The organism is Nocardia neocaledoniensis (assembly GCF_003182135.1).
Lineage (GTDB): Bacteria > Actinomycetota > Actinomycetes > Mycobacteriales > Mycobacteriaceae > Nocardia > Nocardia neocaledoniensis.
Window position 1 is genome coordinate 661,804 of record NZ_QGTL01000001.1, and the last position, 21,035, is coordinate 682,838.

At 70.7% G+C, this 21,035-nt stretch carries 19 protein-coding genes; 6 read left to right on the plus strand and 13 right to left on the minus strand.

Translation table 11 applies throughout. The features are described 5' to 3' along the window. Nucleotides 1-133: 133 nt before the first annotated feature. The 5 genes from DFR69_RS03045 to mqo form a co-directional block, all read right to left on the minus strand. Nucleotides 134-1,792, minus strand: coding sequence for a cobyrinic acid a,c-diamide synthase CobB (locus DFR69_RS03045; RefSeq protein ID WP_110035822.1), 1,659 nt, complete (start codon nucleotides 1,790-1,792; stop codon nucleotides 134-136). Next, a complete protein-coding gene (gene cobO, locus DFR69_RS03050) occupies nucleotides 1,786-2,400 on the minus strand; it encodes a cob(I)yrinic acid a,c-diamide adenosyltransferase (protein WP_110035823.1) in 615 nt (204 codons plus the stop codon). The genes DFR69_RS03045 and cobO overlap by 7 nt, the downstream gene beginning before the upstream one ends. 324 nt (nucleotides 2,401-2,724) lie before the next feature. Continuing rightward, nucleotides 2,725-4,890: a VWA domain-containing protein gene (locus DFR69_RS03055; RefSeq protein WP_110035824.1), complete on the minus strand. Its 2,166-nt coding sequence runs from the start codon at nucleotides 4,888-4,890 to the stop codon at nucleotides 2,725-2,727. Between the two features lie 136 nt (nucleotides 4,891-5,026). After that, nucleotides 5,027-5,473 (minus strand): GNAT family N-acetyltransferase, encoded by a 447-nt coding sequence (locus tag DFR69_RS03060; protein ID WP_110035825.1) that lies wholly within the window; start codon nucleotides 5,471-5,473, stop codon nucleotides 5,027-5,029. Nucleotides 5,474-5,486: 13 nt separating this feature from the next. Further along, a complete protein-coding gene (mqo, locus tag DFR69_RS03065; protein WP_110035826.1) occupies nucleotides 5,487-7,016 on the minus strand; it encodes a malate dehydrogenase (quinone) in 1,530 nt (509 codons plus the stop codon). 231 nt (nucleotides 7,017-7,247) lie between these two features. On the opposite strand from mqo, the gene DFR69_RS03070 reads away from it, so the two are divergent. Further along, nucleotides 7,248-8,291 (plus strand): alpha/beta hydrolase, encoded by a 1,044-nt coding sequence (locus DFR69_RS03070; RefSeq protein ID WP_110035827.1) that lies wholly within the window; start codon nucleotides 7,248-7,250, stop codon nucleotides 8,289-8,291. A gap of 43 nt (nucleotides 8,292-8,334) precedes the next feature. Here the strand turns inward: DFR69_RS03070 and DFR69_RS03075 are convergent, their stop codons facing one another. Then, the gene (locus DFR69_RS03075) at nucleotides 8,335-8,898 is read right to left on the minus strand and encodes a hypothetical protein (protein WP_110035828.1); all 564 of its coding nucleotides are present in this window, start codon (nucleotides 8,896-8,898) and stop codon (nucleotides 8,335-8,337) included. Between the two features lie 119 nt (nucleotides 8,899-9,017). Continuing rightward, nucleotides 9,018-9,932 (minus strand): LysR family transcriptional regulator, encoded by a 915-nt coding sequence (locus tag DFR69_RS03080; protein ID WP_244198052.1) that lies wholly within the window; start codon nucleotides 9,930-9,932, stop codon nucleotides 9,018-9,020. Between the two features lie 114 nt (nucleotides 9,933-10,046). On the opposite strand from DFR69_RS03080, the gene DFR69_RS03085 reads away from it, so the two are divergent. Next, nucleotides 10,047-10,799: an SDR family oxidoreductase gene (locus tag DFR69_RS03085; RefSeq protein WP_110035829.1), complete on the plus strand. Its 753-nt coding sequence runs from the start codon at nucleotides 10,047-10,049 to the stop codon at nucleotides 10,797-10,799. A 3-nt stretch (nucleotides 10,800-10,802) separates the two neighbouring features. On the opposite strand, the gene DFR69_RS35000 is transcribed toward DFR69_RS03085, so the two are convergent. The 5 genes from DFR69_RS35000 to DFR69_RS03115 all read right to left on the minus strand — a co-directional run bounded on the left by DFR69_RS35000 (nucleotide 10,803) and on the right by DFR69_RS03115 (nucleotide 17,739). Beyond that, on the minus strand, nucleotides 10,803-12,539 hold the full coding sequence (locus DFR69_RS35000) for a cobyric acid synthase (RefSeq protein WP_244198082.1): 1,737 nt from the start codon (nucleotides 12,537-12,539) through the stop codon (nucleotides 10,803-10,805). Nucleotides 12,540-12,544: 5 nt separating this feature from the next. Next, entirely contained in the window at nucleotides 12,545-13,408 is an 864-nt protein-coding gene (map, locus tag DFR69_RS03100; protein ID WP_110035830.1) for a type I methionyl aminopeptidase, read from the minus strand. Nucleotides 13,409-13,431: 23 nt separating this feature from the next. Continuing rightward, nucleotides 13,432-15,717 carry an FdhF/YdeP family oxidoreductase gene (locus tag DFR69_RS03105; RefSeq protein WP_110035831.1) on the minus strand — a complete coding sequence of 762 codons (2,286 nt, stop codon included), beginning with the start codon at nucleotides 15,715-15,717 and terminating at the stop codon, nucleotides 13,432-13,434. Nucleotides 15,718-15,787: 70 nt separating this feature from the next. Further along, complete coding sequence (locus tag DFR69_RS03110; RefSeq protein WP_110035832.1) at nucleotides 15,788-17,215, minus strand: DHA2 family efflux MFS transporter permease subunit; 1,428 nt, start codon at nucleotides 17,213-17,215, stop codon at nucleotides 15,788-15,790. A 47-nt stretch (nucleotides 17,216-17,262) separates the two neighbouring features. After that, on the minus strand, nucleotides 17,263-17,739 hold the full coding sequence (locus DFR69_RS03115; RefSeq protein ID WP_110035833.1) for a MarR family winged helix-turn-helix transcriptional regulator: 477 nt from the start codon (nucleotides 17,737-17,739) through the stop codon (nucleotides 17,263-17,265). A gap of 118 nt (nucleotides 17,740-17,857) precedes the next feature. Between DFR69_RS03115 and DFR69_RS03120 the strand changes: the two genes are divergently transcribed. Beyond that, the gene (locus DFR69_RS03120) at nucleotides 17,858-18,868 is read left to right on the plus strand and encodes an LLM class flavin-dependent oxidoreductase (RefSeq protein WP_110035834.1); all 1,011 of its coding nucleotides are present in this window, start codon (nucleotides 17,858-17,860) and stop codon (nucleotides 18,866-18,868) included. On the opposite strand, the gene DFR69_RS03125 is transcribed toward DFR69_RS03120, so the two are convergent. After that, the gene (locus tag DFR69_RS03125) at nucleotides 18,869-19,471 is read right to left on the minus strand and encodes a DUF4126 domain-containing protein (RefSeq protein WP_110035835.1); all 603 of its coding nucleotides are present in this window, start codon (nucleotides 19,469-19,471) and stop codon (nucleotides 18,869-18,871) included. A gap of 144 nt (nucleotides 19,472-19,615) precedes the next feature. Between DFR69_RS03125 and DFR69_RS03130 the strand changes: the two genes are divergently transcribed. The 3 genes from DFR69_RS03130 to DFR69_RS03140 are packed head-to-tail and all read left to right on the plus strand — an operon-like array spanning nucleotide 19,616 to nucleotide 21,020. Further along, nucleotides 19,616-20,092, plus strand: a complete 477-nt coding sequence (locus DFR69_RS03130; RefSeq protein ID WP_110035836.1) for a DUF1772 domain-containing protein — start codon at nucleotides 19,616-19,618, stop codon at nucleotides 20,090-20,092. A 26-nt stretch (nucleotides 20,093-20,118) separates the two neighbouring features. Further along, complete coding sequence (locus DFR69_RS03135) at nucleotides 20,119-20,520, plus strand: PPOX class F420-dependent oxidoreductase (protein WP_110035837.1); 402 nt, start codon at nucleotides 20,119-20,121, stop codon at nucleotides 20,518-20,520. A gap of 41 nt (nucleotides 20,521-20,561) precedes the next feature. Then, on the plus strand, nucleotides 20,562-21,020 hold the full coding sequence (locus DFR69_RS03140; RefSeq protein WP_110036128.1) for a hypothetical protein: 459 nt from the start codon (nucleotides 20,562-20,564) through the stop codon (nucleotides 21,018-21,020). Nucleotides 21,021-21,035 lie beyond the last annotated feature (15 nt).

Here is a 21,035-nt window from a genome sequence, read left to right on the forward strand (position 1 = left end):
CACCCGCATTCGCGGCGACCGGACCTCGGACCTTCGGCGCGGCCGGGTCAACCGTGCACATCACGGTTCCACCCGGCCGGTCCGCGCGGCTCGCCACCTCGGGTCGCCGTGTGGAGCGACCGGGCCGGCTTCGTCATGCTCGGCCGAATCGGCTTGCGGCGGTGACGAAACGGGTGATGGCTTCGGGGTTGCCGGCGGGGTGGGTGTGTAGGTAGGAGGCGTGGACCTGGGCGATGACGGCGCCCTCCGTCGTGGATTCGGTGAGGCGCCAGCCCCAGGCCGCGGGGGTGGTGGGGGCGCTGACGAGGCGGGTGCGGTGGAATTCGTGGCCGCGGACGCGGGTGCCGGCGCGCCACAGGACCGAATCGTGCAGGGCCACGGCGTCGCGGTAGCCGAGGGTCAGGCGGGGGCCGAATTCGGCGTCGGCGTCGAGGACGCCTGCCATCGGGTGGCCGTCGAGGAAGCGGGTCAGGTACAGCAGGCCCGCGCATTCGGCGTGGATCGGCAGCCCGTGGCGCGCGCCCTCGGCGATCGCCGACCGGAGGCCGGCATTGGCGGACAGCTCTGCCGCGTGCTCCTCCGGGAATCCGCCCGGCAACACGACACCCGCTGTGCCCTCGGGCAATTCGTCGGTCAGCGGATCGAAGACCACCACCCGCGCACCCGCCGCCGTCAGCAGCTCACGGTGCTCGGCGTACCCGAAGGTGAACGCCGGACCCCCGGCCATCGCGATGATCGGCCCGGGGCCGAGGCTGCTCGGCCCCGGTCGGCGTGCCGGCTCGTCCGCCGCACCGACAGGCTCAACGTTCGCGGCGGACGGCACCGCCCCAGTGCCCGCCCGCGGTCCCGAGTCCGCGGGTTCGGCAGCGGCGTCGTTCGCGGCACGCCCTTGCGAACCCGTCGCACCTCCGGAGGCAGCCGACGGGGTCGCGCCAGCAGCCGACGGGATTGCGCCAGCAGCGGGTCGGGTCGCTGCAGCAGCAGGTCGGGTCGCTGCAGCAGCGGGTCGGGTCGCGGCAGAAGTCGAAAATGTTGCCGCACCGAGGAACTCGGCGACTTCGGTGGCGGCGTCCCAGGCGGGGCCTCGAGTGTTCGCTGCGGCGAGCGCCACCACGGCGCGCAGGTCGATGTGCGCGGCGACGAGGTCGGTCATCGCGGCCACGGCGATGGTTGCCGCCGAGCCGTGTTCGACGGCGGGGATCAGGCCCAGATGCCGTGAGGGGACTTCCAATTCGGCCAGGCGCGGGAGGGCGCCGAGGACCGGGAGGCCGACGCGGTCGCAGGCGGCGCGCAGGACCTGTTCGTGCCGTTCGCTGCCGACGCGGTTGAGGATCACCCCGCCGAGGCGCACCGAGGAGTCGTAGGTGGCGAAGCCGTGCAGGAGCGCGGCCAGGCTCTGGGAGTGGCCGCGCGCGTCGACCACCAGCACGACGGGCGCGCCGAGCAGGCTGGCGACCTGCGCGGTGGAGCCCTCGGCCACGGCGGCGGCGCGGTTCTCGTCGATGCGCCCGTCGAACAGGCCCATCACGCCTTCGACGACCGCGATGTCGCAGCCGTGCGCGCCGTGCCGGTAGAGCGGCACCACGCGCTCCTCGCCCACCAGCACAGGATCCAGATTGCGGCCGGGCCGCCCTGCCGCCAGTCCGTGATAGCCGGGATCGATGTAGTCGGGGCCGACTTTGAACGGCGCCACCCGATGCCCGGCCCGCCGCAGCGCACCGATGAGTCCAGTGGCCAGCGTGGTCTTACCGCTGCCGGACGCCGGGGCGGCGATGACGACGGCACTCACCATTCGATGCCGCGCTGGCCCTTGCGGCCCGCGTCCATGGGGTGCTTCACCTTGGTCATCTCGGTGACCAGGTCGGCCGCGTCCATCAGCGCCTGCGGCGCGTCCCGGCCGGTGATCACCACGTGCTGGTTGCCTGGCCGGTTGGTCAAGGTCTCGACGACCTCGTCGATGTCGACCCAGCCCCACTTCAGGGGGTAGGTGAATTCGTCGAGCACGTAGAAGCGGTGCTGCTCGGCGGCGAGGCGGCGCGAGATCTCCTGCCAGCCCGCGAGGGCGGCGGCCGCGTGGTCCTCCTCGGTGCCGTGCTTGCGGGTCCAGGACCAGCCCTCGCCCATCTTGTGCCACTCGACCGCGCCGCCGGCGCCGGTCTGCTCGTGCAGGGTGCCGAGCGTGCGGAACGCGGCCTCCTCCCCCACCTTCCACTTCGCGCTCTTCACGAACTGGAACACCGCGATGTCGAAGCCCTGGTTCCAGGCGCGCAACGCCATCCCGAACGCGGCCGTCGACTTGCCCTTGCCCGGCCCGGTGTGCACGGCCAGCACCGGCTGATTGCGGCGTTGACGCGTCGTCAGACCGTCTTCCGGCACCACCTCGGGAACACCCTTGGGCACGACATCTCCTCCGTTCGGTGTCCCGGCACCCATCGGCCGAGCCTGCCCACTGTTCTATCAGGGCCCGCTTCGCCCGCCTGATCGCCCCGGCGCCGACGCGACCCACCGGTCAGCCGTCGAGGCCGCGCTCGTTCGCCGCACCTTCGGCACGACGAGCCGCGAACGACGGCAGTCGCGCACCGCCAGCCGGACCGCGGACGTTCCGGCGTTCGAGGCGGCAGGCATCGGACAGATCCGACGAGAGCGCCGGGTGTTCCCGCCGCGCTGCGGCGTCAGGCCGCGCGACCGACCCGGAAGCGGACCCGGACCCTTCCCGCCGCGCCGTCAGGCGGCGCGACCGACCGGGGAGCGGCCCCGGACCGCGTCCGCCACGGTGTCACCGGTGAGTTCTTCCAGGCGCAGGTAGCGGGCGCGCAGGTCGCGGGCGAGTTCGGCGGCGAGACCGAGGCGAACCATGCCGCGTTCGCAGTCGATCACCATGGCGGTGTGGCCCTCGCCCGCCAGCAGGCGGGCGGCAGCGCGGGCGCGCGGCAGCGGGTCGGTGCCGCCGGTGGCGCGGCCGTCGGTGAGCAGCACCAGCATCGGACGGCGGCGCGGGTCGCGCACGTGTTCGCGGGCGATCACCTCGCGCGCCTTCAGCAGGCCGGCTGCCAGCGGCGTCTTGCCCCCGGTGCGCAGGCCGGCCAGCCTGCGTACGGCGATGTCGACCGAGGACGTCGGCGGCAGCACGAGTTCGGCCTCGCTGCCGCGCACGCTGATCACGGCCACCTTGTCGCGCCGCTGATAGGCGTCGCGCAGCAGGGTGACGATGGCGCCGGTGACGGCGGTGAGCCGGTCGCGGGCGGCCATCGACCCGGAGGCGTCGACCACGAAGACGACCAGATTCCCTTCCCGCCCTTCGCGATACGCCCCGCGCAGATCCTCCACGGTCAGCGCCAGCGGACCACTGAGCCTGCCGCGCTCGAATTGCCGTGGGGCGGCGGCGAACACGGTGCCGAGCAGGTGCAGGCCGGTCGAGGTGTCGGTGTCGGGGCGCACCGCCCGGCCGGAGCGGGTCTGGGCCCGGGAGCGGCGGCCGGGCGCGCCCTCACCGATGCCGGGCACCTCCCAGCGGGGCGCCGGCCTGGCGGCCGAAGTCGGTGCGCCGGAGACACCTTCGGCCATGGGCCGGGCGCCACCGCCGCCGTTCGGGCCGCCGCCGTCGGGACCGCTGCCGTCAGGGCCGTCGTCGTCGGGGCCGCCGTCGTCGGGGCCGTTGTCGTCGGGATCGGGACCGCGCTCCGAGCGGCCGTCCTCCGGACCGCCATCGTCGCGGAGATCACGATCCGGAGTGTTCGCGGGCCCGTAGTCGGCGCGGTCGGCGGGGCCGCCGTCCGAAGCGGTACCGCGATCGCCGGACGCACCGTCTCCCTGCCTCGGATCAGTGTCCGGACCTGCCCCCGCCTGGTCCTCCGTGGACGACGCGTCGAATCCCTCGTTCTCCGCGGCCTTCTCGACCTCGTCGGCCGCCTGCCGCATCGCGTCATCGAGCTGTTCCTCGCTGATCCCCGGCTCGTCGAACGGATCACGCCTGCGCCGATGCGGCAGCGCCAGCTCGGCGGCGACCCGCACATCGTCCTCACTCACCCGGTCGGCGCCGCGCCACGCCGCGTGCGCGGCCGCGGTACGGGCGACGACCAGGTCGGCACGCATCCCGTCGACGTCGAACGCCGCGCACAGCGCCGCGATCCGGCGCAGCTCGGCGTCGTCCAGGGCCACCTCGGGCAGCCGGTCGCGCGCGTTCAGAATCCGTTCGGCGACATCCTGATCCGCGGCGGCGTAGCGGGCCGCGAACCCGGCCGGGTCGGCCTCGTAGTCCAGGCGCCTGCGCACCACGGCCATGCGCACGTCGACCTCGCGGGAGGCGGCCACATCGACGGTGAGCCCGAAGCGGTCGAGCAGCTGCGGGCGCAGTTCGCCTTCCTCGGGGTTCATCGTGCCGACGAGCACGAAGCGCGCGGGATGCGAATGCGAGACGCCGTCGCGCTCGACGTGGACCCGGCCCATCGCGGCCGCGTCGAGCAGCACGTCGACGAGATGATCGTGGAGCAGGTTCACCTCGTCGACGTAGAGCACGCCGTGATGGGCGGCGGCCAGCAGACCGGGCCGGAAAGCCTGTTCGCCGTCGCGCAGCACGCGCTCGAGGTCGAGCGAGCCGACCACGCGGTCCTCGGTGGCGCCGACCGGCAGTTCCACCAGCCGCGCGGGCCGGGCGCCGCTCTCGTCGACCACCGGCGGCAGCAACTGCGCGAGCGCGCGCACCACGGTGGACTTGGCCGTTCCCTTCTCGCCGCGCACGAGCACGCCGCCGATCCCGGGGTGTACCGCCGACAAGATCAACGCCAGCTGCAGCCGTTCCTGCCCGACGACCGCCGAGAACGGGAACCCCGCCTCGCCCGCCGAACGAGCGGCAGCGTGCGGACCAGCGGCGACATCAGCAAAACCAGGCACGGACCCCACTGTATTCGCGGCCCGGTCACCGCCGACGCGCGGGCATCGTCCGCACAGAACGCGCGGCGTGACCACGGCTGAGCGCGTAGCACAGAGTCCGCACGTGCGCGCGCTCTCGGCCCGGTGCGGACAGTCGCTACCCGCGCCGCATCGGCACGTGCGGGATCCCGTCGTCGAGGAATTCCGGACCATCGGTGCCGAAACCGAACTTGCCGTACATGTCCACCAGGTGCGACTGCGCGTTCAGCCGGACCGTGGCCGAGCCGGTCTCCGCCAGGGCCGCCCGCAGCAGCCGGGTGCTGTAGCCGCGCCCGCGCGCGGTCTTCGCCGCGCACACCCGGCCGATGCGGAAGCCGCGCTCCCCGTCGACGCGCTCCTCGAGCAAGCGCAGCGTGGCGACGATCGCGCCCTCGTCCTCGAGCCAGAGATGCCTTGTCTCGGCCAGCAGGTCGAGACCGTCCAGCTCGGGGTAGGCGCACTCCTGCTCGACGACGAACACGTCGACGCGCAGTCGCAGCAGCTCGTACAGGGTGGCGGTGTCCAGATCCGCCGCCCATGCCCGCTTCAGCACGACCGTCGACATCGGCGACCCGCCGTCAGACCTGCGCGTAGTGCGCGGCGCCCTCGGGCGCCGGGGCGGCGGCGCGATCCAGCTTCAGCGACTTGGAGGTCCAGTCCCACACTTCCTGGAACAAGGCCTGGTTCTCCGACAGCTTCACACCCAGCGAGGGGATCATCTGCTTGAGCTGCGGGGTCCAGTCGGCGTACTCGCGCGGGAAGCAGCGCTGCATGACGTCGAGCATCGCGGTGACGCAGGTCGAGGCGCCTGGCGAGGCACCGAGCAGACCGGCGATGGTGCCGTCCTCGGCCGAGATCACGGCGGTGCCGAACTCGAGCACGCCGCCCGCGCCCTTGCGCCGGATGACCTGCACGCGCTGACCGGCCGTGATCAGCTCCCAGTCGCGGCCCTCGGCGCGCGGCATGAACTCCTCGAGCACGCCGACCTTGCCGGTCTGCGACTTGAGCAGCTCACTGATCAGGTACTTGGTGAGACCCATCTCGGTCAGGCCGACGCCGACGAGCGAACCGATGTTGTTCGGCTTGATCGACTTGAACAGATCGGCGTTGGAGCCGTCCTTGAGGAACTTCGGGGTCCAGCCGGCGTAGGGGCCGAACAGCAGGCCCTGGGTGCCGTTGATCACGCGGGTGTCCAGGTGCGGCACAGACATCGGCGGCGCGCCGACGGCGGCCTTGCCGTACACCTTGGCCTCGTGCTGGTCGATCAGCGCGGGGTTGGTGCAGCGCAGGAACTGGCCCGAGATCGGGAACCCACCGAAGCCCTTGGCCTCCTTGATGCCCGACTTCTGCAGCAGCGGCAGCGCACCGCCGCCGGCGCCGACGAAGACGAACTTCGCGTTGAGCGTGCGGGACCGGAACGTGCGCAGGTTGCGCACGGTGACGTTCCAGGAGCCGTCGGACTGCTTGGCGAGGTCGCGGACCTCGGTGCCGAAGGCGATCTCGCCGCCGGAGTAGCCGATGTAGGCCAGCAGCTGCTTGGTGAGCGCGCCGAAGTCGATGTCGGTGCCGCCGTCGGTCCAGTTCAGCGCGATCGGGTCGCTGAAGTCGCGGCCCTTGGCCATCAGCGGCAGGCGCGCGCTGAACTCGTCGGGGCTGTCGATGTACTCCATGCCGCGGAACAGCGGGTGCGGCGCCAGCGCCTCGTAGCGCTTGCGCAGGTAGTCGACGTTGTCGGCACCGTGCACGAAGCTGACGTGCGGGATGGGGTTGATGAAGCGGCTCGGGTCGCCGAGGACGCCGTTGTCGACGGCCGAGGCCCAGAACTGACGCGAGACCTGGAAGCGCTCGTTGATGTCGACGGCCTTGCTCACGTCGACCGAACCGTCGGCGTTCTGCGGGCTGTAGTTGAGCTCGCACAGCGCCGAGTGGCCGGTGCCCGCGTTGTTCCACGGGTCGCTGCTCTCCGCGGCGGCGGCGTCGAGCCGCTCGAACACCGAGATCGTCCACTCCGGCTGCAGCTGCCGCAGCAGCGCGCCCAGCGTGGCGCTCATGATGCCAGCGCCGATGAGAACTACATCGGTCTTTTCAGTCTTCGCAGCGTTCGGCACGGGTAGATCGACTTCCTTGTCCTTCTCAGCCACCCACCTCGCGGTGGGTTCGCTTGGCGCGGGCGCTTTGGTGTTCGGGGCGACTCGCGGTGAACCGCCGGGGGTAGGTTACCCGTCGTTCACCTGAAGCCAATTGTGCACCTCAGGCGTTCGGAGTACCGCAACCGACCTACCGAATGTGATGTAAACCAACACTGCACGTCGCGATGACCGCGCGATAGATTGAGCGGTGTGACGAACGAAACCTCACTCGATCCCGTCGGCGGCACCGCGCGGACCGATGAGCAGTGGCAACCCGATGTCCTCGGCACCGACTACCAACAGCGCACGCTGCCCCTCGGCACCGATCCCGACGGTGAGGGCGAGGTGGTGGCCACGCTGGTGCGCTATCTGCCCGATGCCGACGCGCCGTCCACCGAACCCACCGTGCTGTACCTGCACGGCTTCACCGACTACTTCTTCCAGGAGCACCTGGCCCAGCACTTCGCGGCCCGCGGGCATCGCTTCTACGCGCTGGACCTGCGCAAATGCGGCCGTTCGCGGCGCGAGGGGCAGAGCGCGCACTTCGTCAGCGATCTGGCGCTCTACGACGTCGAGCTGAACGAGGCGCTGCGGATCGCGCGCGCCGAGACCGGCAACGACGTGCTCGTCGTCGGGCACTCGACCGGCGGGCTGGTGGCCGCGCTGTGGCTGGACCGGCTCGAGGCCGCGGGCGGCAGCGCGGCGGCGGGCGTCGCGGGCCTCGTGCTCAACAGCCCCTGGTTCGATCTGCAGGGCCCGTCGTTCTACCGCACCGTCGGCACTCCGATCATCAACGCCGTCGGCCGCGTGCGGGCCTTCGCCCAGCTGCCCGGCATGGGCGTGAGCACCGCCTACGGCGACAGCCTGCACCACACCCGCGCGGGCGAGTGGGACTACAACCTGGACTGGAAGCCGCTCACCGGTGAGCCGGTGCGGCTTGGCTGGCTGCGCGCCATCCGGCGGGGCCAGGCGCGGCTGCACCAGGGCCTGGCGATCGGCGTGCCCGCGCTGATCCTGCGCTCGCGGCTGACCAAGTTCGCCCGCGAACACAGCGCCGCGGTGGACGTGGCCGACGCCGTGCTCGACGTCAAGCAGATCCAGCGCTGGGCAGGCTGCCTGGGCGAGCGCACCACGATCGTCCCGATCGACGGCGCCCGCCACGACGTGTTCCTGTCCTCGGAAGCGGTGCGCGCCAACGCTTTCCAGGAGACCGACAACTGGCTCGACTGGCTGGCGACCTACCGCAAGTCCTAGCCGGGCAGGCGCCGCGCGGGCGATCCCGCGCGGCGCGCTCCGGCTACCAGAGGCTGGTGCGCAGCACGATCTCGGTGGCCAGCTCGTGGGCACCCTCGGTGGCGATGTTGTCGACTTCGAGCGGGACCACCCGGAATTCGCCGTAGACGAAGCGGCCCGACGCGTCGGCGGTCGCGCGGGGCAGGCTCTTGGTGACGAGCATGGTGACCGGCAACTCCAGTGGCGGACAGGCCGCGTCGGGTGCGTTGCCCTCGGCGTCGGCCACCGCCGGATGGCCGTGATCGGCGACGACGAGGCTCATGAACCGCCCGAACCGGCCCGCGCACAACCGCCAGGCCAGCTCCGCGCCTGCCCCACGGCCCGCGACGTTGACGTAGGGCAGTTCGAGCTCGTCGAGGATGGCGTGGATCGCCGCCGGGTCGAGCCCCTCGACCGACTCCGGGACGACCGTCTGCAGGTCGGATTCGTGCAGCCGCGCGCACACCTGATCGAACACGTCGGCGGGGTCGTCCGCGTCGGGCAGCAGCAGCACATTGTGCCGTGATTGGGGGCCGTCGACCCGCACCGTCCAAGCTCGGTCACCGACCGTGATCCGCCGAGATTTCATGCCGGTGTACGGTACACGGCTCGCCTGAACGCGGCAGCTCGTTCCGCTTCCCGCGGCCCGTCGGTTTCGCCGCGTGTCCTGCGGTTTCCCCGCTCCTGGCGGCGAAATTGCCGACCCTGTCACAGCGCGGGCGAGCGGGTGGGGCGCCGCACAGTCAGCAGGTCGCGGATCGGCGAGACGGTGTGCGGCAGCCAGAGCGCCTGGGTGGGCGCCAGCGGCGGGTCGACCAGGTCGACCACGGTGACGCGGCCGCCGAGCGCCGGACCGGCAGGCGCGGTGACGAAGGCGATGTGGTCGTTGTCGGCGACGGCGGTGACCGGCGGGGTGCCCTGCACACGGTTGACGACGAAGGTGGGCTCGAAACCCGCTCTGCGGCAGGTGCTCAGCAGGAAATCGGTGTAGAACGAGCTGCCCGGCGGCGCCCAGACGATGATCGATTCCGCGCGCAGGTCGTCGATCCACACCCGCTCGCGATCGGCGAGGCGGTGGCCGGCGGCCACGGCGACCCGCACCGGGTCGTAGGCGATGACGGCCGAGGCCAGGTCCGGTGGCATCGCCACGCCGCGCCGCAGGGCCAGGTCGATCTCGCCGTCGTAGAGAGCCCGGGCCAGGGCGTCGGGGAACACCTCCCGCGCCGTCACCGAGACCTCGGGGAGCTGGGCGCGCACCGGCTCGAGCAGCAGGTACACCTCCTCGGCGGTGACGGCCGGGGTATGCCCGATGACGAACGGCCGCGGCGCCGCCGTCCCCGCCTCGTGGGTGCGCTCGGCCAGGCTCGCGGCCGCGGCGAGCAGGACGCGGGCGCCCTCGCGCAGCACGGCGCCCGCCTCGGTCGTGCGCAGCTTGCGGCCGCTCCGGTCGAACAGGCTCACCCCCAGCTGCCGCTCGAGCTGACCGATCGCGGCGCTGACGGCCTGCTGCGTCAGGTGCAGTTCCGTTGCGGCACTGGTGAATCCGGCATGGTCGGCGACGGCGAGGAACTGTTGCAGGCGGTACAGGTCCAACGGTCGGCCGCCGGACATCGGAGTGGACATACCGCCACGTTACCCACAAATCAGATTTGTCGAAAGATCGAAAACTACTGTTTCCCCTTTGTCAGCTGGATCCCTAGCGTCGAGAACACAGACACCGACGAGAGGATTCGACCGATGACAGGCGTGCTGACCGGAAATGTCGCCGTGGTGGCCGCGGGCGCGAAGAACCTGGGCGGGCTCATCAGCACCACCCTCGCCGAGGACGGCGCGAACATCCTCGTCCACTACAACAGCGACGCCAGCGCCGACGACGCCGACAAGACGGTGGCGGCCGCGCGGGCCGCCGGGGTGGAGGCGGTGAAGTTCCAGGCCGACCTGACCGACCCCGCGAATGTGGCGCGCATGTTCGACACCGCGTACGACGCGTTCGGCCGCGTCGACATCGCCGTGAACACGGTGGGCAAGGTGCTGCGCAAGCCGATCCTGGACACCACTGAAGACGAATACGACGCGATGTTCGACATCAATTCCAAGGCCGCGTTCTTCTTCCTGCGGGAGGCGGGCAGGCGGCTGAACGAGGGCGGTCGCATCGTCACCATTGTGACCTCGCTGCTCGCGGCGTTCACCGACGGCTACGCCACCTACGCCGGCGCCAAGAGCCCCGTGGAACACTTCACCCGCGCCGCGGCCAAGGAGTTCGCGGACCGGGGCATCACGGTCAACAGCGTGGCCCCCGGCCCGATGGACACCCCGTTCTTCTATCCGCAGGAGACCCCGGAGCGCGTGGAGTTCCACAAGTCCCAGGCCCTCGGCGGCAGGCTGACCAGAATCGACGACATCGCGCCGCTGGTCGAATTCCTGGTGTCCGAGGGTGGTTGGATCACCGGCCAGACGATCTTCGCCAACGGTGGCTACACGACCCGCTGAGGCTCAGCCGGTGACGACGCCCGCCGATTCGGTCCGGATCACCGGCAGGTCGGTGGGCGCGCCGCGCGCGATCAGGGCGTCCAGAGCGTCGAGATCGACGTGCTGTTCGATCAGGTCGGCCAGCAGATCGAGTTGCGCGGTGCGGACGGCGGCCACGGAGGTGTCCGGGGCCGGGCGGAACCCGGTGCGGCCCGCGCGGGCGGCCACCTCGGTGAGCCAGGCGCGGCGGAAGGTGTCGGACTCCAGCAGCCCGTGCACGTGCGTGCCCCAGATCGCTTCGCGAACACTGCCTTCGGGTTGTCCGTCGATGGTCAACCAGGGAGTGTCCCCGCTGTGCTGGACCCGGCCGTGATGAATCTCGTAGCCACCCACCGGCATCGGGCCGGAGTGTCCGGTGACCTGCCGGGCGATCTTCGGGTCGGCGAATTCGATCTCCAGGTCGAGCAATCCGAGACCCGCTGCGAGGCAGGGTTCGGTGACGGTCGCCGCGCCGCCATCGGGAAACGCTGGGCCGGCGCCGATCTGGGCCGTGCTGGCGCTGCCGACAGCCGCAACGTCGAAGTCGGGGTCGCCTCCCTCGCGGCAGCAGGTGTGTGAGTGGGGAGCAGGGTCCGCCCCGGCATCCTCGATGCGGGCGGGGACCGCGGCGGGGCCGAGCCCGGGCGCGGTCGGTGGCTGGTGCTCGATCCCGTCGACGATGCGACGGCCGAGCATCTGATAGCCGCCGCAGATGCCGAGGATCGGGCGGCCCGCGGCGGCGCGGGCGCGCAGGGCCTCGTCGATCCCCTTGGCGCGCAACCATTCCAGATCCGAGATCGTGGCTTTGGAGCCCGGCAGGACGACCAGGTCGGCGGTGACCAGCTGGTCGGGACCGTCGGCCCAGCGCACCGCCACACCGGGCTCACAGGCCAGCGCTTCGATATCGGTGGAGTTGGAGATGCGGGGCAGCCGCACGGCGGCGACGGTGAGCCACTCGGTGCCGTGCGGCGGGCCGGGGCGGCCGACCGGGGTGCCCGCGACGGTGCCGAGCGAGTCCTCGGCGTCGAGCCACAGGCCTTCGGCGAAGGGCAGCACGCCGAGCGTGGGGCGGCCGGTCAGCGCGGTCAGCTGGTCCAGGCCGGGCTGAAGCAGCGCGACGTCGCCACGGAACTTGTTGACGAGAAATCCCGAGATGAGCTGCTGATCTTCGGGTTCCAGCACCGCGACGGTGCCGAACAGATGCGCCAGTACGCCCCCGCGATCGATGTCGCCGACCACGAGAACCGGCAGGTTCGCCGCGCGCGCCAGACCCATGTTCGCCAGATCGGTGGCACGCAGATTGATCTCGGCGGGCGACCCGGCGCCCTCGCAGATCACCACCTCGAATTCGCTACGCAACGAGGCGAGTTCGTGCGCGACGACCTCCCGCAACTGCCGGCGGCGGGTGAAATAGTCCCGCGCGCCGACCGTGCCGATCGCCTTGCCCCGCACCACGAGCTGTGAGCGCCGATCACTGCCCGGCTTGAGCAGCACCGGATTGAACCGCACACTCGGCTCCAGCCCACAGGCGCGGGCTTGCAACGCCTGCGCGCGCCCGATCTCCCCGCCGTCGAGGGTGACGACGGAGTTGTTCGACATGTTCTGCGCCTTGAACGGCGCGACGCGGACGCCGCGGCGCGCCAGCAGGCGGCAGATCCCCGCCACCACCACGCTTTTCCCGGCGTCGGAGGTGGTGCCGGCGATCAGCAGGGCGCCGCGCAGGGGGCTCACGGCAAGGTCAGGATTTCCGCGCCGGTCTCGGTGACCACCAGGGTGTGTTCGAACTGGGCGGTCCAGGAGCGGTCCTTGGTGACCACGGTCCAGCCGTCGTCCCAGATGTCGTAGTCGATGCCGCCGAGGTTGATCATCGGCTCGATGGTGAAGGTCATGCCGGGCTCGATGACGGTGTCGATGTTGGGCTGGTCGTAGTGCAGTACCACCAGGCCGTTGTGGAAGGTGGGGCCGACGCCGTGGCCGGTGAAGTCGCGGACGACGCCGTAGCCGAAGCGGTTGGCGTAGGCCTCGATCACGCGGCCGATCACATTGAGCGCGCGGCCCGGCTTGACCGCCTTGATCGCACGGTTGGTGGCCTCCTCGGTGCGCTCGACCAGCAGGCGCACCTCCTCGTCGACGTCACCGGCGAGGAAGGTGCGGTTGGTGTCGCCGTGCACGCCGTGGATGTAGGCGGTGACGTCGATGTTGACGATGTCGCCGTCCTCGATCACGGTCGAGTCGGGGATGCCGTGGCAGATCACCTCGTTGAGCGAGGTGCAGCAGGACTTGGGGAAGCCCTTGTATTCGAGGGTCGACGGGTAGGCGCCGTGGTCGCACATGTACTCGTGCGCGATCCGGTCCAGTTCGTCGGTCGTGACACCCGGCGCGACCGCCTTGCCCGCCTCGGCGAGGGCCTGGGCGGCGATCTTGCTCGCGATCCGCATCTTCTCGATGGTCTCGGCCGTCTGCACCCAGGGCTCGTTGCCCTCCACGGCGGTCTTCTTCCCCACGTACTCGGGACGCTCGATGGAACGCGGGACGTCCCGGATCGGCGTCTGGATGCCGGGAACGAGGGGCTGACGGGTGCGCACGGACATAGCAGCGAGTGTATCCATGTCCGTCAGGCGCGCGCCGTCACCCGCTCCAGCCGGACGACGATCCCCTTCGAGGTGGGGGTGTTGCTGATGTCGGCGACGCTGTCGAGCGGCACGAGCACATTGGTCTCCGGGTAGTACGCGGCGGCCGAACCGCGACTGGCCGGGTACGCCACGACGACGAAGTTCTCCGCCCGCCGCTCGACGCCGTCGTGCCAGACGCTGATCAGATCGACGGTGTCGCGGTCGGCCAGGCCGAGTTCGGCCAGATCGGCCGGATTGACCATCACCACCCGGCGCGCGTTGTGGATGCCGCGATAGCGGTCGTTCGCCGCGTACGGGATGGTGTTCCACTGGTCGTGCGAGCGCAGCGACTGCAGCAGCAGATGCCCGGGCGGCACCTCGAGCGAGGTCAGCTCGTTGCAGGTGAACTCGGCCTTGCCGCTCGCGGTCCGGTACACGCCGGTGTTGACCGGGTTGACCAGCCGCAGTCCGCCCGGCCGGGCGACCCGTTCGGTGAAGTTCTCGAAGCCGGGCACCACGCGGGAGATCCGGTCGCGGATGGAGTCGTAGTCGTTCTCGAACTCCGCCCACGGGATCGCCGGGTTCTCCCCCAGCGTCCGCCGCGCCAGCCGCGCGAGGATCGCGACCTCGCTGAGCAGGTGCGGCGAGGCCGGATCGAGGCGCCCGCGCGAGGCGTGGACCTCGCTCATCGAATCCTCGACGGTGACGAACTGTTCGACGCCGGCCTGGATGTCGCGGTCACTGCGGCCCAGGGTCGGCAGGATCAGCGCCGTCTCCCCGCAGACGGTGTGCGAGCGGTTGAGTTTGGTGGAGATCTGCACGGTGAGCGCGCAGCGCCGCAGCGCGGCTTCGGTGACCGCGCTGTCGGGGGTGGCGCGCACGAAATTGCCCGCCACACCGAAGAACACCTTCGCCCGGCCGTCGCGCATGGCGCGGATCGCGCCGACCGAGTCCAGGCCGTGCTCGGCGGGTGGGGTGAAGGAGAATTCGGCGCCGAGCGCGTCGAGGAACGACTGCGGCATCCGCTCCCAGATGCCCATCGTCCGGTCGCCCTGGACATTGCTGTGGCCACGGACCGGGCACACCCCGGCGCCGGGGCGGCCGAGATTGCCGCGCAGCAGCAGGAAGTCGACGATCTCGCGGATGGTCGGCACGCCGTGCTTGTGCTGGGTGAGACCCATCGCCCAGCACACGATGATCTTCTTCGCCCCGAGCACCCGCCGGTGCGCCTGCTCGATCTCGGCGCGGGTGAGGCCGGTGGCGGCGAGCGCCTCGTCCCAGGTGATCGCGCGGGCGTGCGCCGCGAAGGCGTCGAAGCCGTTGGTCTGGGTGCGGAGGAATTCGTGGTCGAGCACGGTGCCCGGCGCCGCGTCCTCGGCGTCGAGCAGCAGCCGGTTGAGCATCCGGAACAGCGCGAGGTCACCACCGGGCCTGATCTGCAGGAACTGATCGGCGATCTCGGTGCCGCGGCCGATCACGCCGCGCGGCACCTGCGGATTCTTGAACCGGATCAGCCCCGCCTCGGGCAGCGGGTTGACCGCGATCACCGCGCCGCCGTTGCGTTTGGTCTGTTCGAGCGCGGTCAGCATGCGCGGGTGGTTGGTGCCCGGGTTCTGGCCGACGACGAAGATCAGGTCGGCCTGGTGGATGTCGTCGAGCGAGACCGTGCCCTTGCCGACCCCCAGCGTCTCGTTGAGCGCCGAGCCGCTCGACTCGTGGCACATGTTCGAGCAGTCGGGCAGGTTGTTGGTGCCGAACGCGCGGGCGAACAGCTGCAGCAGGAACGCGGCCTCGTTGCTGACCCGTCCGGAGGTGTAGAACAGCGCCTCGTCGGGCGATTCGAGGCCGTTCAACGTGGTGGCCATGAGGTCGAAGGCCTCGTCCCAGCCGATCGGCGCGTAGTGGGTCGCGCCGGGGCGCTTCACCATCGGCTCGGTGAGCCTGCCCTGCTGATTGAGCCAGTAGTCGGATTTGCCGTCGAGCTCGGCCACGCTGTGTTCGGCGAAGAAGTCCGCGGTGACGCGCCGGGTGGTCGCCTCGTCGGCGATGTGCTTGGCGCCGTTCTCGCAGTACTCGTTCTTGTGCCGGTGCTTCGGCTCGGGCCAGGCGCAGCCTGGGCAGTCGAACCCCTTGGTCTGGTTGATGTTCAGCAGGGTCAGCGCGGTCCGCGCGGGCGAGGTCTGCGCCAGGGCGTACTCGAGCGCGTGTGCCACACCGGGAACCCCCGCCGCCCAGGTCTTGGGCGGGGTGACCGTCAGGTCGTCGTGTGGGTCGTCGATCGAGGTCATGGTCGCCTCTTCCGTGGTGCGGTGCGCGTCGTCACCACCAGCTTGCCGCGCGCACCGCCGATGTCCAAGCTCAGGCCACCACCGCGGCCTCCGGCGCCGGGGCGGCGACGGCTCGCGGGCGGCGCAGCACGGTGAGGCTCACCAGCAGGGCGGCCGCGAGCAGTCCGGCCGCCACGGTGAACGCCAGCCGGTACCCGCTGGTCAGTGCGGTCGCCTCCGACGCGCCCGCGGCGAGCTCGGCGGTGGTCCGCGACGCGGCGAGGGTGGACAGCACCGCCACCCCGATCGCCATCCCGACCTGCTGGCTGGTGTTGAACAGCCCCGAGGCCAGGCCCGCGGCGTCGGCGGCGGCGCCCGACATGCCGAGGCCGGTGAGGGCGGGCAGCACCAGACCGCCGCCGGCGATCGCGACCATCATCGGCAGCACGTCGACGACGTAGTCGGCCCGCACCGGAAGCCGGGTGAGCCAGAGCATTCCGGCCAGCAGCAGCACCAGCCCGGTGACCAGGACGGCGCGGCCGCCGAAGCGGGTGATGAGCCGGGCCGAGACGAACAGCGACACCCCGCCGATCGCGACCGCGGCGGGCAGCATGGCCAGCCCGGTCTGGGAGGCGTTGTAGCCCAGCACCTTCTGCAGATAGAGCGCGACGATGATCTGGAAGGCGAACATGGCGCCCAGGGTCAGCATCTGCACCACGTTCGCGCCGGACACGGTGCGGGAGCGGAAGATACGCAGTGGCAAGAGCGGATGGCGCGCCGTGGCCTGCCGGGCGACGAAGGCGGCGAGCAGCGCGACGGCCACGGCGCCGAGCCCCAGGGTGTGCGCGGAGAGCCAGCCGTAGCGTTCGACTTCGACCACGGTGTAGATGCCGAGCATCAATCCGGCGGTGACCAGCACCGCCCCGAGCACATCGGCGCCCGCCGCCCAGCCCAGCCCCTTGTCGTCGGGCAGCGCCTTGACCGCCACCACGAGGGTCAGTACCCCGATCGGCCCGTTGATCAGGAAGATCCAGTGCCAGTTCAGCGCGTCGGTGAGCACTCCGCCGAGCACCTGCCCGATCGAGGCGCCCGCCGCGCCGGTGAAGCTGAAAACGCCGATGGCCGTGGCGCGTTCGCGCGGTCCGGGGAACATCGTCACCAGGATGCCGAGCACGACCGCGGTGGCGATGGCGCTGCCGACGCCCTGCAGGAAGCGCGCGGCGACCAGCACGGCCGGGCTCGTCGCCGCGCCGGCCAGCAGTGAGGCGAGGGTGAAAACGATTGTGCCGGTGAGGAACATCCGCTTGCGGCCGACGAGGTCACCCAGGCGACCCGCGAGCAGGAGCAGACCGCCGAAGGCGATCAGGTAGGCGTTCACCGTCCAGCTCAGACCGGCGGGCGTGAAGCCGAGGTCGTCCTGGATCGCGGGCATGGCGACGGTGACGATGCTGCCGTCGAGGATGGTCATCAGTGTGGCGGCCGACAGGACCGCGAGCGCGACGCGTTGCGTACTGGTCATAGAAATGACCGTACTAGATAGTTTCGTTGCAGACAATCTATAACGGACTATTGGCGGGCACGGCGCGCGGGCGCGGCCTCCACCGCCGTCGACAAATGGCCCTCGACCAGGTGGTTCAGCGCGCGCAGCAGCGTGTCACGCTCCGTCTTCGGCAGCGAGTCCAGGGCGGCGCGATGCACGCCGTCGACGATCTCGGCACTGCGCGCGGCCAGTTCGGCGCCCGCGGGCGTCACCGCGATGATGCGGGCGCGCCGATCGACGCTCGACGGCTTGCGCTCGGCGAGACCCGCCTTCTCCAGCGCGTCGACGGTGACGACCATCGTCGTCTTGTCCATGTCACCGAGCTCGGCGAGCTGCGCCTGCGTGCGCTCCGCCTCCAGCGCGTGCACGAGCACGCAGTGCATGCGCGCCGTCAGCCCGATCTCAGCGAGCGCGGCGGCCATCTGCGTGCGCAGGACGTGACTGGTGCGATCGAGCAGGAAGGACAGGTCGGGTTCGGTGCGCGTGGGCGCCAGGGCGGTCATACCGGCCACTATAGTTTTGTCATAGATAATCCGCATCCACCCCTATTTCCGCCCGGGAATCATTGCGGACCACGGTCCGTTTGATCCGGTAGCCAACCGCGACCCGAAAGAGGTTCACATGGAACTGGGGCTGACCACCTTCGCCGAGCTGTACCCCACCGGCGACCGGCCCGCGCCGACCGCCGCCGAACGTCTGCGGCAGGTGGTGGACGAGGCGGTCGCGACCGAAGCCGCCGGCCTGGACGTCTACGGCGTCGGCGAACACCACCGCAAGGATTTCGCGGCCTCCGCACCCGCCGTCGTCCTCGCGGCCGCCGCGGCGCGCACCGAGCGCATCCAGCTGACCAGCGCGGTGACCGTGCTGAGTTCCGACGACCCGGTGCGGGTGTATCAGGACTTCGCGACGCTGGACGGCCTGTCGGGCGGTCGCGCCGAGCTGATGGCCGGACGCGGGTCCTTCACCGAGTCGTTCCCGCTGTTCGGCTACGACCTCGCCGACTACGACGACCTGTTCGAGGAGAAGCTCGCCCTGCTGCTGCGGTTGCGCGAGGACGACCCGGTGACCTGGTCGGGCCGGTTCCGTCCACCCCTGCGCGAGGCCACCGTGTACCCGCGCACCGAGGGTCGCCCCCTGCCGGTGTGGATCGCCGTCGGCGGCAGCCCCGAGTCGGTGATCCGCGCGGGCCTGCTCGGACTTCCGCTCGCGCTCGCGATCATCGGCGGCCAGCCCGACCGGTTCAAGCCGCTGGTCGAGCTGTACCACCGGGCGCTCGCCGAGGGCGGGCACGAGAAGCAGCCCGTCGCGGTGCACGCCCACGGCTACGTCGCCGATACCGACGAGCAGGCGGTCGCGGACTTCTACGCACCGTACGCGCTGGCGATGTCGACGATCGGTCGCGAGCGCGGCTGGGGCCCGATGACGCGCGAACAATTCGACGCCCTGCGCTCACAGAGCGGTTCCCTGTTCGTCGGCACCCCCGACTACGTGGGCGGCAAGATCGCCGATATCCGCGACACCCTCGGCCTCGACCGATTCATGCTGCACACCAGCGTCGGCACGCTGCCGCCCGACCAGGTGCTGCACTCGATCGATCTGCTGGGCACGAAGATCGCGCCGCACCTGAGCTGACTATTCGAGCGCCGGATCGCCCCGCCGGGCGGCCCGGCGCTCCCGTCGACGGCGCAGATAGCGCCGGATCCTGCTGGCGCACAGGTAGACCACCCACAAGCCGACCGCCAGGAGGATCGCGGCGATCGCCGCCGCCAGGACCGGGAAGAACACCGCGAGCGTGAGGACACCGCCGACGCCCAGGTCCTCGACGGTGCTCACGACGATATTGGAGGCCGGTTCCGGCGAGGTGTTGATCGCCATCCTGGTCCCGGCCTTGACGATGTGACTGGCCAGGGCCGTGGTGCCGCCGACCGCCGCGGCGAACAGCGTGGGCAGCGAATCGTCCTGTCCCGCGATCAAGGCCGAGACCACCGCGCCCGAGGCGGGCCGCACCACGGTGTGCACGGCGTCCCAGAACGAGTCGAGATACGGGATCTTGTCCGCGACTGCTTCGATCAGGAACAACACCCCGGCCGCGACGAGCACATCGGTGCGCTGGAGCCCGGGCGGCACGTCGTCGGTCCACCCGATCCGGCCGAACAGCCCGAGCAGGAACACCACCGCGTACGCGTTGATCCCGCTGGCCCAGCCCGCGGTGAAGATCAGAGGCAGTACCGACACGCGCTCAGCCTAAGCCCGCGGGCCGACATCGCGCCGTAGCCGCCGCCGACCCCGAAATCTAGCAACGCTAGACAGATTCGCGATCACGGTGCTACCGTTGCTCCAGTTTCTAGCGATGCTAGAACACGGGAGAGGGAAGCCGAAATGCTCGTTGTCACCGGCCAGGTCATCGCCGCCGTCGCCGTTCTCGCCAATGCCGTCGTCTACGGCACCGACATCAGCTGCGCGCTGATCACCAGGTCCGTCTACCGCCGTCTCGACGACGCGACCGTGACCATGAGCGCGGGGTGGGGTCACTACTACGGCGATCGCCGGATGCCGGTGTTCGGCGCGGGCGGCGTCGTCACCGCGGTGCTCACGCTGCTGATCGCGGTGTGGGCCGAGCAGTTCGGCGCCGCGGTCGCGGCGGGGATCACGGTCGTGGCCCTGCTGGCCTGGCTCGCCCTCTATGTCCGCGTCGCCAAGCCGATCAACACCAGGCAGACCGCCGCCGCGCGCAGCGGCGTCGTTCCCGCCGATGCCCGTGCGCTGCAGGACAAGTGGGACAGCATCCTGAAGTACCGCGTCACCCTGCAAGCGGTCGCCCTGGCCGGCCTGTGCGCCGCGCTCATCCTGTTCTGAGATCGAACCCACCGAGGAGTACCGACATGTCCTTCACCAGCAACGAGCAGCAGTTCCTCGCCACGGCCGGCCTCGGCCGCCTGGCCACGGTCGCACCGGACGGCGCCGTCCAGAACAATCCGACCGGCTACCGGGTGAACCCCGACGGCACCATCGACATCGGCGGCATGCGCATGCGCACCAGCCGCAAGTACCGCAATGTCGAGGCAGGCAGCCGTGTCTCCTTCGTCGTCGACGAACAGGTCTCCCTGGACCCCTACGTGATCCGCGGCATCGAAATCCGCGGCACCGCCGAAACCCTGGACGACCAGGACCCACCCTTCCCCCACCAGGAACGCGCCCTCATCCGCATCCACCCCGACCGCATCATCTCCTGGGGCATAGACGGCGACTCCTTCGACTTCACCAGCCGCACCACCGACCGGTAATTCGTTGGGAGACAGGCGCGATGCGTGATCCAATCGCGGGCATGAGCAGATTCGCGGAGGTCATCGTCCTGGCGCTCGACGCTCAGGATGTCATGGAGCCACTCACCCGGGACGACGAACGCCGCAGCTGGAAAGGGCGTTTCGTACCGATCGAGAGCCAGTGGCCCGGCTCCTTCGGGATCGGCTGGGCCGTCGAGTTCGAGCGGATGCGGCCCCGGACAGGACTTTTCGCGCACCTCGAGGCACTGCCCTGGCCGCGCCCGGAGAGCGTTCAGGTGCTGATCCACGACGAGGAAGACGACTGCTTCGGCCTGTGGATGCTCGAGGAGGGCAAGCTGGTCGAGGTCGAACTGCCCCGGACGCGCCGTTGTCACCTGCCGGCGCCACCGACCGACGAGTATCCGCCCAGTCCCGGCTTCCTCGTCCGCACCGACCAGGCCGACCACGACCGGATGCGGCAGACGCCCCCAGCCGAGCGCGATCAGCGAAGGGCGTGGTGACTTACCGTTGAGGGC

Bases quoted from the DNA above. Each gene is read 5' to 3' on its own strand.
- DFR69_RS03045 (WP_110035822.1), bottom strand. From the start codon at position 1,792: ATGGTGAGTGCCGTCGTCATCGCCGCCCCGGCGTCCGGCAGCGGTAAG.
- DFR69_RS03060 (WP_110035825.1), bottom strand. From the start codon at position 5,473: ATGTCGACGGTCGTGCTGAAGCGGGCATGGGCGGCGGATCTGGACACC.
- DFR69_RS03075 (WP_110035828.1), bottom strand. From the start codon at position 8,898: ATGAAATCTCGGCGGATCACGGTCGGTGACCGAGCTTGGACGGTGCGG.
- DFR69_RS03080 (WP_244198052.1), bottom strand. From the start codon at position 9,932: ATGTCCACTCCGATGTCCGGCGGCCGACCGTTGGACCTGTACCGCCTG.
- DFR69_RS03085 (WP_110035829.1), top strand. From the start codon at position 10,047: ATGACAGGCGTGCTGACCGGAAATGTCGCCGTGGTGGCCGCGGGCGCG.
- map (WP_110035830.1), bottom strand. From the start codon at position 13,408: ATGTCCGTGCGCACCCGTCAGCCCCTCGTTCCCGGCATCCAGACGCCG.
- DFR69_RS03105 (WP_110035831.1), bottom strand. From the start codon at position 15,717: ATGACCTCGATCGACGACCCACACGACGACCTGACGGTCACCCCGCCC.
- DFR69_RS03110 (WP_110035832.1), bottom strand. From the start codon at position 17,215: ATGACCAGTACGCAACGCGTCGCGCTCGCGGTCCTGTCGGCCGCCACA.
- DFR69_RS03115 (WP_110035833.1), bottom strand. From the start codon at position 17,739: ATGACCGCCCTGGCGCCCACGCGCACCGAACCCGACCTGTCCTTCCTG.
- DFR69_RS03120 (WP_110035834.1), top strand. From the start codon at position 17,858: ATGGAACTGGGGCTGACCACCTTCGCCGAGCTGTACCCCACCGGCGAC.
- DFR69_RS03130 (WP_110035836.1), top strand. From the start codon at position 19,616: ATGCTCGTTGTCACCGGCCAGGTCATCGCCGCCGTCGCCGTTCTCGCC.
- DFR69_RS03135 (WP_110035837.1), top strand. From the start codon at position 20,119: ATGTCCTTCACCAGCAACGAGCAGCAGTTCCTCGCCACGGCCGGCCTC.
- DFR69_RS03140 (WP_110036128.1), top strand. From the start codon at position 20,562: ATGAGCAGATTCGCGGAGGTCATCGTCCTGGCGCTCGACGCTCAGGAT.